Source organism: Streptomyces sp. NPDC052012 (assembly GCF_040689265.1).
Taxonomy (GTDB): Bacteria; Actinomycetota; Actinomycetes; order Streptomycetales; family Streptomycetaceae; genus Streptomyces.
Genome location: NZ_JBFAXA010000001.1, coordinates 715,651 through 728,206, shown reverse-complemented (window position 1 = coordinate 728,206; position 12,556 = coordinate 715,651). Strand labels below are relative to the sequence as shown.

Below are 12,556 nucleotides of genomic sequence, written 5' to 3'. Positions count from 1 at the left end.
GCGGGCGGGCGGTCAGGGGTGTGCGGGCACCGTCGTCAGCAGCGGCTCGGGGGAGGTCTCGCCGGTCGGTGAGCCCAGCACGGTCAGCGTGAGGACCAGCGCGAACGCGGCGGCGAGCCCTGCGGCGGCAGCGACGACGGCGCGCATACGGGCCTCCCACACGAGCAGGTGAGCTGATGGAGCGTCAGGTCCGGGCACCGTAGCAACGGGCGCGTGAGATGAGAACAGGCCGGGTGCGACGAAGAACGGGTCGGGTGCGGCGAGGTACAGGTCGCGCACAGGCCGAGGGCGCGCCTTCTGTCGTGCGGAAGGCGCGCCCTCGGGTGCGGTGTGCGCTCAGGCGCTGGGCGACGGGCTCGGGGAGGAGGTCTCCGCCGCCGCCACGGTCAGCTCGACCGTGAGGGTGGCGCCGCCCGCGGTGGTGATGCGGAGCAGGAACGTGCCGGTGGTGTCGTCCGCGTACAGCTGAGGCAGCTTCAGCAGACCGTCGGCGTCGGTGGTCAGACCGCCGAGGGTGCGTACGGGCTTGCCGTCGGCGTCCTTGAAGTACGGGCCCTTGTCGTTGGCCGTCGGGTCGTCGGCGGACTTGACGAGGGTGGCGGTGGCCGCGACCTTGTCGGCGACGGCACCGTCGTAGGTGGCCTTCACGACGACCGGGTCGGCGAACTCGCCGCCCGGCACGCAGGTCAGCTTCGTGTCGTCGGTGCGCACGAGGGTGTCGGCGGCGCGCTCGGTGACGGTGGCCCTGTAGTCGAGGCCCGGCACCGTGCGGCCTGCGACGGTGGCACGGACGGTGACGGTCCCGGTCTTCTCGCCCGCCTGGAGCGCGGGTGCGACGGCCACACCGGAGCTGTTGGTGACGACGGTGGCCACCCGCTCGCCGCCGGCGAAGGTGGTGTCGGTGTCGCCGACCAGGGTGAAGCGGATCCGCACCTTGGCCACGGACTTGCCGGACTCGGTCTCCGCGCGGGTGCTGATCCTCTTGGTGAAGGCGTCGCCCGCCATCGCGGTGAGCTTCGCGGTGCCCGCGTCCTCCAGGTGGTCCACGGTGTCGGTGGGCGTCTGGGGGGTCTCGGGCGGCGTCGACGGCGACGTGGGCGGCTTGCTCGGGCTACCGCCGGGCGAGGTGGGCGGCTTGGGGCTGGGGCTGTTGCCGGACGGCTTTTCGGGCTTGGTGCCGTTGCCGGTGCCGGGCGTGGACGGGCTCGGAGTGGTGCCGGGGCGCCGCGTGCCGTCGTCGCTGCGGTCCGACGGGAGGGTGCCGGTGCCGTCGGGGATCTCGTGGGTGCCCTTGCGGTAGTACTCCAGCCACCTCAGGACGGTGTTCAGGTAGTCCGTGGAGTTGTTGTAGCTGAGGATCGCCCTGTTCAGGTCGCTCTGGTCGGACAGGTCCCAGCCGTTGCGGCACAGGTAGTGGCCGGCGGCGAGCGCGGCGTCGTAGATGTTGTTGGGGTCCTCGCGGCCGTCACCGTTGCCGTCGCGGCCCGCCCAGGCCCAGGTGGACGGGATGAACTGCATGGGGCCGACGGCGTTGTCGTAGCGGCTGTTGCCGTCGTAGACGCCGTTGTCGGTGTCCTTGATGAGCGCGAACCCGTTGCCGTCGAGCTGGGGGCCGATGATCGGGCTGAGCGTGGTGCCGTCGGCGCTGACGCGTCCGCCGCGGGCCTGGCCGGACTCCACCCGGCCGATGGCGGCGAGGAGTTGCCAGGGCAGGTTGCAGGCGGGCTTCTTCGCGCGCAGCGCGGCCTCGGCCTTCTTGTAGGCGTCGAGGACGGTCGCGGGTATGCCCGCCTCGGCGGCGCCGGCCGGTGTGTCCGGGTCGGCGCTCGCGGACGGTGAGGGGTTCGGGCTCTTCAGCGGCGGCAGGTCGGTGTAGTACGGCGAGTTGCCGGTGGCGCTGGAGGCCGCCTCGTCGGGCGAGGGGGTGGTGTCCGCGCTGGTCTGTCTGCCGTGGTCGTCGACGGTCACGCCCGGAGCCTGGGACGCGGACAGGGCAGCCACCGCCGCCGCGGCCACTGCGGTGGTTGCCGCTCCCTTGCGCAGCCTCCTGCCGAAATGCGCCGCCATAGAGTGAACCCCTCCCGTGGACGCCGGAGCGTCCGTCAACGTCTGCTGCGTTCGCCCTGTTGTGACGATCGGCCCGCCCCGCCGGTTGCGCGGCGGCACGGCGACCCTCGCGACCCTACGACAACTTCCTTTGCACGGACACCCGTTCCTGACCGTTATTCACCGGTTGGCCATGTTCGGTGTTGAGCGATCGTGCGGTACGGCATCACGCATACTGGGTGCTTTCCACGGCGGGAGGAGCCGAGTTGCCGTTCACGCTCAGCCATGCGGCGGCGGTGCTGCCCGCCGTACGTACCGACGGCAGCGGCCGGGGCGGCCTGGTGCCGGCCGTGCTCGTCGCGGGCAGCTTCGCTCCCGACATGACCTATTACGCGGCGAGTGTCCTGTCCGGGGCGATGCGGTTCGGGGACGTCACGCACGCGTTCTGGGGCGTGTTCACGGTCGATGTGCTCATCGCCTGGGCACTGGTGGGGCTGTGGCTGCTGGTGCGCGAACCGCTGGTGGCGCTGCTGCCGCGGGACCGGCAGGGGCGGGTGGCCGCGCTGTCGCGCTGCGGGGCGCCACGCGCCCGCGTGCGGGCGTCCCTGGTGGCGCGCTGGTACGTCTCCGCGGCGCTCGGGGCACTGACCCACGTGGTGTGGGACGCGTTCACGCATCTCGACCGGTGGGGGATGCGGGTGTTCCCGGCGCTGGGGCGGGAGATCGCGGGCTCACCGCTGTACTGGTACCTGCAGTACGGGGGCTCGGCGGTGGCGGCGGTGGTGATCGCCGTCTTCGTGGCGCGGGCGCTGCGGCGCGCGGATCCGGGCCGGCCTGTGGGGGTGCCGGTGCTGTCGGTGGCGGATCGATGGGCGGCGGTCGCGCTGCTGGGGGGCTGTGCGCTGGCGGGGGCGGTGCAGCGGGCCTCGCGGTGGTGGGCCTCCTGGGGGTCGACCGCGAAGCCCTGGGAACTGATCCCCACGGTGTGCTTCGGCGCGGGTGCCGGGCTCGTCCTCGCGCTGCCGCTGTACGCCGTGGCCGTCAGGGCGTGGCGTCCGGCCGCCCCGGCCACGCGGGGCCCTGCAGACGCGGGAACGGAGCGGCCGCGCCGTACGGCCGCACGCTGAGGGTCTCACCGGCCGCGACGAACACGGTGACGGTGCGGACCGGGCGGGGCCGGGGCAGCAGGGTCAGGACGAGGGTGAGGTAGCCGCGGGCCAGCTCGGCCCACAGCCGCCAGGGGATGGTGGGGGCGCCGGTGCCTCCGGCGCGGCCGAGGGTCCACTGTCTGCCGGCGAGGGCGTGCCGCAGCGTGGTCGCGAGCGGGGTGGGGATGCGGGCGGTACTTGCGGCGTCCGCGAAGACCGGTACGGAACCGGACGCCTCGGGCCGGGGCCCGCCGACGCCACTCCGCGGGGGTGCCGCTCTGCGGTGAAGCATGCGTATACCCATGCCCCGCATCCTGGCCGCCGACGAGAGCGGGGGCGTTTTTACGGGGGCCAGGCGGGTGAGACACGGTACGGCCGTCAGGGGGCCGGCAGGGCGGGGGCCGGCACGGAGAAGTCCCGGCAGGGGGCCGGCAGGGCGAAGGACGGCTCGGCACCGCCGGGCTCCAGCGCGGTGGCTGATCGCCCGTTGCGGCGGGAGAGGGAGCCCGGGACGCGCGCCCTGTCGTTCCCGCCCGGCCGCTTCGTCGCCGGCCCGGGGCACCTGCCCCGGGCGCCTCCCGGTTCTCTCCTGGGCCGCTAGTGGGCCGCTGATTCCCAGTCCGGGCCCGAGCCCACCGAGACGCCCAGGGGGACTCGGAGCTGGACTGCCCTGGACATCTCGTCGCGGACCAGGGTCTCCACCGTGGGACGCTCGCCGGGAGCCACCTCCAGGACGATCTCGTCGTGGACCTGGAGGAGCATGCGGGAGTTCAGGCCCGCCTCGCGCAGCGCTCTGTCCACGTTCAGCATGGCGATCTTCACGATGTCCGCCGCCGTGCCCTGGATCGGCGCGTTCAGCGCCATCCGCTCCGCCGCCTCGCGACGCTGGCGGTTGTCGCTGTTGAGGTCGGGCAGGTACCGGCGGCGGCCGAACAGCGTCGCCGTGTACCCGGTCGCCCGTGCCTCGCCGACGACCCGCTGGAGATAGTCCCGCACACCGCCGAAGCGCTCGAAGTACGCGTCCATCAGGGCCCGCGCCTCCGCCGCCTCGATGTTCAGCTGCTGGGAGAGCCCGAACGCCGACAGACCGTACGCCAGGCCGTACGACATGGCCTTGATCTTGCGGCGCATCTCCGCGTCCACGGCGGACGGCTCCACGGAGAACACCTGCGCGGCGGCCGTGGTGTGCAGGTCCTCGCCCGAGGTGAACGCCTCGATCAGGCCCGCGTCCTCGGAGAGGTGGGCCATCACGCGCAGTTCGATCTGGCTGTAGTCGGCGGTCAGCAGGGACTCGTAGCCCTCGCCGACCACGAAGCCGCGGCGGATGGCGCGGCCCTCGTCCGTGCGGACCGGGATGTTCTGGAGGTTCGGGTCGGTCGAGGACAGCCGGCCGGTGGCGGCGACCGTCTGGTTGAACGTGGTGTGGATCCGGCCGTCCGCGGCGATCGTCTTGATCAGGCCCTCGACGGTGACGCGCAGCTTCGCCTGCTCACGGTGCCGGAGCATGATCACCGGCAGTTCGTTGTCGGTCTGGCCGGCGAGCCAGGCCAGGGCGTCCGCGTCCGTGGTGTAGCCGGTCTTCGTCTTCTTCGTCTTCGGCAGGCCCAGCTCGCCGAACAGGACCTCCTGGAGCTGCTTGGGCGAGCCCAGGTTGAACTCGTGCCCCGCCGCCGCGTGGGCCTCCTTCACCGCCTGCTGCACGGCGCCCGCGAACATCTGCTCCATGGCCTCCAGGTGGGCCCGGTCCGCCGCGATGCCGTGCCGCTCCATGCGGGCCAGCAGCGCGGACGTCGGCAGCTCGACGTCCCGCAGCAGTTCCGCGGCGCCGACCTGCTCGAGCCGGCCCTCGAAGGCCTCCCCCAGGTCGAGGACGGCGCGGGCCTGCACCATCAGCGCCTCCGCCTCGGCGCCGTCGTCCGAGCCGAAGGCCAGCTGGCCGTCGGCCGCCGCCGGGGGCGCCAGCTCGCGGTGCAGATACTCCATGGACAGCGCGTCGAGGTCGAAGGAGCGGCGGCCCGGCTTGACCAGGTAGGCGGCGAGCGCGGTGTCCATGGTCACGCCCTCGACGCTCCAGCCGTGCTCGGCGAAGACCCGCATCGCGCCCTTGACGTTGTGGAAGACCTTCGGCCGGGCCGGGTCGGCGAGCCAGGCGGCGAAGGCCCGCTCGTCGGCCTCGTCCAGCTCGGAGGGGTCGAACCAGGCCGCCGGTCCGCCGGCCGTGGCCAGCGCGACCTCGGCGACCGAGCCGGTGCCCAGCGCCCAGGTGTCGACCGTGGCGACGCCGAGCGGGCCCGCGCCGTGCTCGGTGAGCCAGCCGGCCAGCTCGCCGGTGCGCAGCACGGTGCCGTCCAGCTCCACGCCGTCCGCGACGACCGGGGTGGCCTCGGCCTCCACGGCTCCGGGGTCGACGGCGAACAGCCGCTCGCGCAGCGAGGGGTTCCTGATCTCCAGGGTGTCGAGGATCATCGCCACGGCCTTGCGGTCGTAGGCGGTCCGCTCCAAGGCGGTGACGGCCTTGGGCAGCGGGACCTGGCGCTCCAGCTCGGTGAGCCGGCGGTTGAGCTTGACCGCTTCCAGGTGGTCGCGCAGATTCTGCCCGGCCTTGCCCTTGACCTCCTCGACGCGCTCGACGAGCTCCGCGAATGAACCGAACTGGTTGATCCACTTCGCGGCGGTCTTCTCGCCGACGCCGGGGATGCCGGGCAGGTTGTCGGAGGGGTCGCCGCGCAGCGCCGCGAAGTCGGGGTACTGCGCGGGCGTCAGCCCGTACTTCTCGAACACCTTCTCCGGGGTGAACCGGGTCAGCTCGGAGACGCCCTTCGTCGGATAGAGGACCGTGGTGTGCTCGGAGACCAGCTGGAAGGAGTCGCGGTCACCGGTGACGATCAGCACCTCGAAGCCCTCGGCCTCGGCCTGGGTGGCGAGGGTGGCGATGATGTCGTCCGCCTCGTACCCGTCGACGGCGAAGCGCTCGGCGTGCATCGCGTCGAGCAGCTCGCCGATCAGCTCGACCTGTCCCTTGAACTCGTCGGGGGTCTTGGAGCGGTTCGCCTTGTACTCGGTGAACTCCTGGGACCGCCAGGTCTTGCGGGACACGTCGAACGCCACCGCGAAGTGCGTGGGCGCCTCGTCGCGCAGCGTGTTGGCCAGCATCGACGCGAAGCCGTAGATCGCGTTCGTCGGCTGGCCCGTCGCGGTGGTGAAGTTCTCCGCGGGCAGCGCGAAGAACGCGCGGTAGGCCAGCGAGTGCCCGTCCATGAGCATCAGGCGTGGGCGGTCGCCGGCGGGGGTGGTCTCGGTCTTCTTCGATGCTGTCTCTGCCACGTCCCCGATCCTGCCACGGCCCACTGACAACGGGTCGCCATCAGGACGGCGGAGGGCTGCGCCACGGCCGGGCAAGGGGACGGGAAAAGAGGGCGGACGGGGCTGATCGCTGTCGGTGGCGCGTGCGAGGATCGGAGACGTACTTCACACGTGTACGCGAAGGAGGGTGCGCGATGGCCAGGAAGCCGCCGAAGGCCGATCCGGTGCAGGACGCGCCGCAGGTCGCCGAGCCGAAGCACGCGGCCGCGGGCCTCACGGCGATCGGGCACACCCTGCGCGCGGCCCAGCGCCAGATGGGCGCGAAGCGCACCGCGCTGACGCTGCTCAGCGTGAACCAGAAGGACGGCTTCGACTGCCCGGGCTGCGCCTGGCCGGAGCCGGAGCACCGGCACCGGGCGGAGTTCTGTGAGAACGGCGCGAAGGCGGTGGCGGAGGAGGCCACCCTGCGCCGGGTCACGCCGGAGTTCTTCGCCGAGCACCCGGTCGCCGACCTGGCCGGCCGCAGCGGGTACTGGCTGGGGCAGCAGGGCCGGCTGACCCACCCCGTGTATCTGCCCGAGGGCGGCACGCACTACGAGCCGGTCACCTGGGAGCGGGCCTTCGACATCGTCGCCGAGGAGATCGCCGCGCTCGGCTCCCCCGACGAGGCCGTCTTCTACACCTCGGGGCGCACCAGCAACGAGGCCGCGTTCCTGTACCAGCTGTTCGCGCGGGAGCTCGGCACCAACAACCTGCCCGACTGCTCCAACATGTGCCACGAGTCCTCCGGCTCGGCCCTGTCGGAGACCATCGGCATCGGCAAGGGCAGCGTGCTGCTGGACGATCTCCACAAGGCCGATCTGATCATCGTCGCCGGCCAGAACCCGGGGACGAACCATCCGCGCATGCTGAACGCGCTGGAGAAGGCCAAGGCGAACGGCGCGCGGATCATCAGCGTGAACCCGCTGCCGGAGGCGGGCCTGGAGCGCTTCAAGAACCCGCAGACCCCGAAGGGCCTCACCACCGGCGCCGCGCTCACCGATCTGTTCCTGCAGATCCGCATCGGCGGCGACCAGGCGCTGTTCCGCCTCCTCAACAAGCTGATCCTCGAGACGGAGGGCGCCGTCGACGAGGACTTCGTACGGGAACACACGCACGGCTTCGAGGAGTTCGCCGCAGCCGCAGGCGCCGCCGACTGGGGCGAGACGCTCGCCGCCACCGGGCTCACGCGCGGGGACATCGAGGCGTGCCTGCGCATGGTGCTCGCCTCGCGGCGCACCATCGTGTGCTGGGCGATGGGCCTCACCCAGCACAAGCACGCGGTGCCGACCATCAAGGAAATCGTCAACTTCCTTCTGCTGCGCGGCAACATCGGCCGCCCGGGCGCCGGCGTGTGCCCCGTGCGCGGCCACTCCAATGTGCAGGGCGACCGCACCATGGGGATCTTCGAACGGCCCGCTCCCGCGTTCCTGGACGCCTTGGAGAAGGAGTTCGGCTTCGCCCCGCCGCGCGAGCACGGCCTCGACGTCGTGCGGGCGATCCGCGCGCTGCGTGACGGCGAGGCGAAGGTCTTCTTCGCCATGGGCGGCAACTTCGTCTCCGCCTCGCCCGACACGGAGGTCACCGAGGCCGCGATGCGCCGGGCCCGGCTGACGGTGCATGTGTCGACCAAGCTGAACCGCTCGCACACGGTGACGGGCGCGCGGGCGCTGATCCTGCCGACCCTCGGCCGTACGGAACGCGATGTGCAGGCGGGCGGCGAGCAGTTCGTCACCGTCGAGGACTCCATGGGCATGGTGCACGCCTCGCGCGGGCGGCTGGAACCGGCGAGCCCGCGGCTGCTGTCCGAACCGGCGATCGTGTGCCGGCTGGCCCGGCGGGTGCTCGGCGCGGACAGCAAGGTGCCGTGGGAGGAGTTCGAGCGGGACTACGCCACGATCCGGGACCGCATCGCCCGCGTGGTCCCCGGTTTCGAGGACTTCAACGCGCGCGTGGCCCGGCCCGGAGGGTTCGCGCTCCCCCACGCCCCGCGCGACGAGCGCCGCTTCCCGACCGCCACCGGGAAGGCCAACTTCACCGCCGCGCCGGTGGAGTACCCGGAGCTTCCCGAGGGCCGGCTGCTCCTCCAGACGCTGCGCTCGCACGACCAGTACAACACCACGATCTACGGCCTCGACGACCGCTACCGGGGCATCAAGGGCGGGCGGCGCGTGGTGCTGGTCAACCCCGAGGACGCGCGGGAGCTGCGGCTCGCGGACGGCTCGTACGTCGACCTGGTGAGTGAGTGGCGGGACGGGGTGGAGCGCCGGGCACCCGGTTTCCGTGTCGTGCACTATCCGACGGCCCGCGGCTGCGCCGCCGCGTACTACCCGGAGACCAACGTGCTGGTGCCGCTGGATGCCACCGCGGACGTCAGCAACACCCCGGCCAGCAAGTCCGTGGTGGTCCGTCTGGAACAATCGGCGACCGACTGAGCGTTTGCTCAGTCGAGGCAGCGCCGAGAGCGATCACGACGAAACGGAGCCGGGCCCATGGGCGAGCAGCAGCAGGTGAAGTTCCCGCAGGAGGTCATCGACGAGTACGCCGCGCTCGGCGTCGACCTGCAGGCGCTGTTCTCGGCGGGCCATCTGGGCACGCGGATGGGCGTGCAGATCCTGGAGGCGTCGGCCGAGCGGGTCGTCGGGACGATGCCGGTGGAGGGGAACACCCAGCCGTACGGGCTGCTGCACGGCGGCGCGTCCGCGGTGCTGGCCGAGACGCTCGGCTCGGTGGGCTCGATGCTGCACGGCGGCAGCTCCAAGATCGCCGTGGGCGTCGACCTCAACTGCACGCACCACCGCGGGGTGCGCTCCGGCCTGGTCACCGGCGTCGCCACGCCGGTGCACCGGGGGCGGTCCACGGCGACGTACGAGATCGTCATCTCGGACGAGGCGGACAAGCGGGTGTGCACCGCACGCCTGACGTGCCTGCTGCGGGACGTGAACCCGCAGGACGTGGAGCGCATGGGCACGACCGGCTGACCCCGCGCCGCAACCGGTGCGGGGCCACCGAGTGGCACACGCCACAGCCCCGCACCACCAGCCCACGCACCCGCGCCGCGCCCTCCGAGGCGGCGCCTGTCATCGCCCCGCACCACCAAGCCGCACACCCGTGCGGCCCCCGCCGAGCGGTACGGTCCATCACCCCACGCCACCAGGCCACGCACCCGCGCAGCCCCCGCCCAGGCGGCACCCACCGCCGCCCCGCACCACCAGGCCACGCACCCGCGCAGCCCCCGCCCAGGCGGGCACCCACCGCCGCCCCGCACCACCAAACCGCCCACCCGCGCAGCCCCCGCCGAGACGGCACCCACCGCCCCGCACCGCCAAACCGCGCACCCCCGCCGCGCCCGCCGAGGCGGCACCCGCCGTCGCCCGCACCGCCATTGCCGCCGGACGGCGGGCGCCTTAGCGTTCGTTCCATGAAACGGGGAGGCCCTTGTCGACCGAAGGGCCGGGCCGGCCGCCCGGCGTGGGCGCGTGACCCGCGCCTCGCCGCCGCGCTGCTTCTCGTCGGCGTCCTGACGAGCGGGTGCGGTGCGGGCGGTTCCGGAGCCGCCCCCGTCCCCGGCTCCTCCTCCCCCGCGTCCCCCTCCTCCCCCTCACCGTCCGCCACCTCCGCCGAAGCGGTCTGCGTCGAGGTCGTGACGCACTGGTCCCGTGAGGTGCTGGCCGGGACCGCGTACGGCGACTACCAGTCGATGGGGTTGTCCAACGGCCAGTACGAGATCCTGCGTGCGGCCGTCGCCGCGGCACGGCCCGTCGAGAAGCGGCAAGGCACCCGCGCCGCCCATGAGGTGATGGACCGTCACGTACAACAGGGCTGCGCCGAGCGGTATCGCGGTGGCGGGCCGAGTGAAGGGCCGTGGCAGTGAGCGGCATCGGTCCCGTGGAGCCGGGTGACGGCACGCAGGCCCGGGACACCGCCCCGCCGCTCCCCCGCGGGCCCCAACTCGGGCCGCTCAGCGCGCTGTACGGCCGCCACCGACGGGCCGCGCTCGCCACTCTCACCACCGCGGCCGTCCTCGCCGGCACCGGTTACCTCTACGCCACCCGGCCCGAGCAACCCGCGCCCGTACCGCCGCCGTACCCGTCCCAGGTCACCGTCATCACCTACCTGAAACCGCAGGCCACACCCCCTGGAACAGAAAAACGGAACTTCCGGTTCACGGCCGAGCTCAGCGTGGAATCCGGCCCTCCCGTCACCGTCACCCGGATATCCCAGCCGTACGAGGGGCTTTCCGTGATCTCCAGCCCACGCACGCCTTTCCGGACAAAAGCAGGCGCCCCCCGCAAGATCATGATCACCCTCCGGGTGACGGAATGCGGGAAAGTGCCGGGAAGTGCCGGGCTGCCTTTCCTGGACGTAACTCTACGTAATACACGCGCAATGCAGGTGCACAGCTTCATCCTGGGGTCCCGCTACGCCCAGGACCTCTCCCAGGCCCTACAGGTCGCCTGTAGCAACGATTCCAGGTAATCACCAAAACCCCTGAGACGCCTGAACACACCCCTGCGAGTCCTGCGGTTTCTCATCATGCGGACAGGGCAAAACGGCGAGAATTCCTCCGTTCCCCCCACTCAGTACCGCTCTGCAATACGTCGTGTCATAACAAGAGCGTCACAGCCTTGGCCAGACTCTCCTCCACGTTCCCCACACACGCTTAGAGTCACGGCCAGTCACCGCGGAGCCCGATTGTCACTTCGGCCCAGCGCTCGACTCGGCCGTTTCCACCGGGAAGCGGCTGTCAGGGGAAAGGACTGGATCGTGCGTCAACGTTCGCTCATCGCCATCACCGCCGCGCTGGCGGCGGGAGCACTCACCCTCACCGCCTGCGGCTCGCGCGACGACAACGGCGGCGGCTCGGACTCGGGCAACGGTGGCACCACCGTGGTCATCGGCGTCGACGCGCCACTGACCGGCGACCTGTCCGCGCTCGGCCTCGGCATCAAGAACTCCGTGGACCTCGCGGCCAAGACCGCCAACAAGGAGAAGTACGTCGACGGCGTCACCTTCAAGATCGAGGCCCTCGACGACCAGGCGCAGCCCTCCTCCGGCCAGGCCAACGCCACCAAGTTCGTCGCCAACGAGGACGTCCTCGGCGTCGTCGGCCCGCTGAACTCCTCCGTCGCCGAGTCGATGCAGAAGGTCTTCGACGACGCCAAGCTCGTCCAGGTCTCGCCCGCCAACACCAACCCGGCCCTCACCCAGGGCCCGGACTGGCAGACCAAGAAGGCGCGCCAGTACAAGTCGTACTTCCGCACCGCGACCACGGACGCCATCCAGGGCCCGTTCGCCGCGCAGTACCTGTACAACGACTCCAAGAAGCGCAAGGTCTTCGTCATCGACGACAAGAAGACCTACGGCGCCGGTCTGGCCGCCACCTTCAGCGAGGAGTTCAAGAAGCTCGGCGGCAAGGTCGTCGGCACGGACCACATCGACCCGGACACCAAGGACTTCTCCGCGGTCGCCACCAAGGTCAAGAACTCCGGCGCCGACGTCGTCTACTACGGCGGCGAGTACCCGCAGGCCGGCCCGCTCAGCAAGCAGATCAAGGCCGCCGGTGCCAAGATCCCGCTGGTCGGCGGTGACGGCATCTACAGCGCCGACTTCATCAAGCTGACCGGCGCCAGCGGCACCGGTGACCTCGCCACCTCGGTCGGCGCCCCGGTCGAGAAGATCCCGTCCGCCAAGGAGTTCGTCGCCAACTACAAGGCGGCCGGCTACAAGGACGCCTACGAGGCCTACGGCGGCTACTCCTACGACTCGGCGTGGGCGATCATCGAGGCCGTGAAGTCGGTCGTCGAGGACAACGACGGCAAGCTGCCCGACGACGCCCGCGAGAAGGTCACGGCTGCCATGCAGAACGTGTCCTTCGACGGAGTCACCGGCAAGGTCTCGTTCGACGAGTTCGGTGACGCCACCAACAAGCAGCTCACCGTCTACGCCGTGGAGAACGGTGACTGGAAGGACGTCAAGTCCGGCACCTACACCGGCTGACCCACACCCGCATCACCTGA

The 12,556-nt window shown here is 71.6% G+C and carries 10 protein-coding genes; 6 read left to right on the top strand and 4 right to left on the bottom strand.

The features are described 5' to 3' along the window. Positions 1 to 12 precede the first annotated feature (12 nt). On the bottom strand, positions 13 to 147 hold the full coding sequence (locus tag AB0412_RS03305; RefSeq protein WP_366400724.1) for an SPW_0924 family protein: 135 nt from the start codon (positions 145 to 147) through the stop codon (positions 13 to 15). 189 nt (positions 148 to 336) lie between these two features. Next, on the bottom strand, positions 337 to 2,067 hold the full coding sequence (locus tag AB0412_RS03300; RefSeq protein ID WP_366400723.1) for a lytic murein transglycosylase: 1,731 nt from the start codon (positions 2,065 to 2,067) through the stop codon (positions 337 to 339). A gap of 245 nt (positions 2,068 to 2,312) precedes the next feature. On the opposite strand from AB0412_RS03300, the gene AB0412_RS03295 reads away from it, so the two are divergent. Continuing rightward, on the top strand, positions 2,313 to 3,173 hold the full coding sequence (locus AB0412_RS03295; RefSeq protein ID WP_366400722.1) for a DUF4184 family protein: 861 nt from the start codon (positions 2,313 to 2,315) through the stop codon (positions 3,171 to 3,173). Here AB0412_RS03295 and AB0412_RS03290 read toward each other — a convergent pair. After that, positions 3,088 to 3,498 carry a hypothetical protein gene (locus AB0412_RS03290; protein WP_366400721.1) on the bottom strand — a complete coding sequence of 137 codons (411 nt, stop codon included), beginning with the start codon at positions 3,496 to 3,498 and terminating at the stop codon, positions 3,088 to 3,090. The two genes, AB0412_RS03295 and AB0412_RS03290, sit on opposite strands and share 86 nt — an antisense overlap. 293 nt (positions 3,499 to 3,791) lie before the next feature. After that, on the bottom strand, positions 3,792 to 6,518 hold the full coding sequence (gene polA / locus AB0412_RS03285) for a DNA polymerase I (protein WP_366400720.1): 2,727 nt from the start codon (positions 6,516 to 6,518) through the stop codon (positions 3,792 to 3,794). A 173-nt stretch (positions 6,519 to 6,691) separates the two neighbouring features. Here polA and AB0412_RS03280 point away from each other — a divergent pair, with 173 nt between their 5' ends. The 5 genes from AB0412_RS03280 to AB0412_RS03260 all read left to right on the top strand — a co-directional run bounded on the left by AB0412_RS03280 (position 6,692) and on the right by AB0412_RS03260 (position 12,536). Continuing rightward, complete coding sequence (locus AB0412_RS03280) at positions 6,692 to 8,971, top strand: FdhF/YdeP family oxidoreductase (protein ID WP_366400719.1); 2,280 nt, start codon at positions 6,692 to 6,694, stop codon at positions 8,969 to 8,971. Positions 8,972 to 9,028: 57 nt separating this feature from the next. Further along, the gene (locus AB0412_RS03275; protein ID WP_366400718.1) at positions 9,029 to 9,517 is read left to right on the top strand and encodes a hotdog fold thioesterase; all 489 of its coding nucleotides are present in this window, start codon (positions 9,029 to 9,031) and stop codon (positions 9,515 to 9,517) included. 440 nt (positions 9,518 to 9,957) lie between these two features. Continuing rightward, positions 9,958 to 10,410 carry a hypothetical protein gene (locus tag AB0412_RS03270; protein ID WP_366400717.1) on the top strand — a complete coding sequence of 151 codons (453 nt, stop codon included), beginning with the start codon at positions 9,958 to 9,960 and terminating at the stop codon, positions 10,408 to 10,410. After that, on the top strand, positions 10,407 to 11,015 hold the full coding sequence (locus AB0412_RS03265) for a Tat pathway signal sequence domain protein (protein WP_366400716.1): 609 nt from the start codon (positions 10,407 to 10,409) through the stop codon (positions 11,013 to 11,015). Before AB0412_RS03270 ends, AB0412_RS03265 begins: the two co-directional genes overlap by 4 nt. Positions 11,016 to 11,303: 288 nt before the next feature. Further along, positions 11,304 to 12,536 carry a branched-chain amino acid ABC transporter substrate-binding protein gene (locus tag AB0412_RS03260; RefSeq protein ID WP_366400715.1) on the top strand — a complete coding sequence of 411 codons (1,233 nt, stop codon included), beginning with the start codon at positions 11,304 to 11,306 and terminating at the stop codon, positions 12,534 to 12,536. Positions 12,537 to 12,556: the final 20 nt, after the last annotated feature.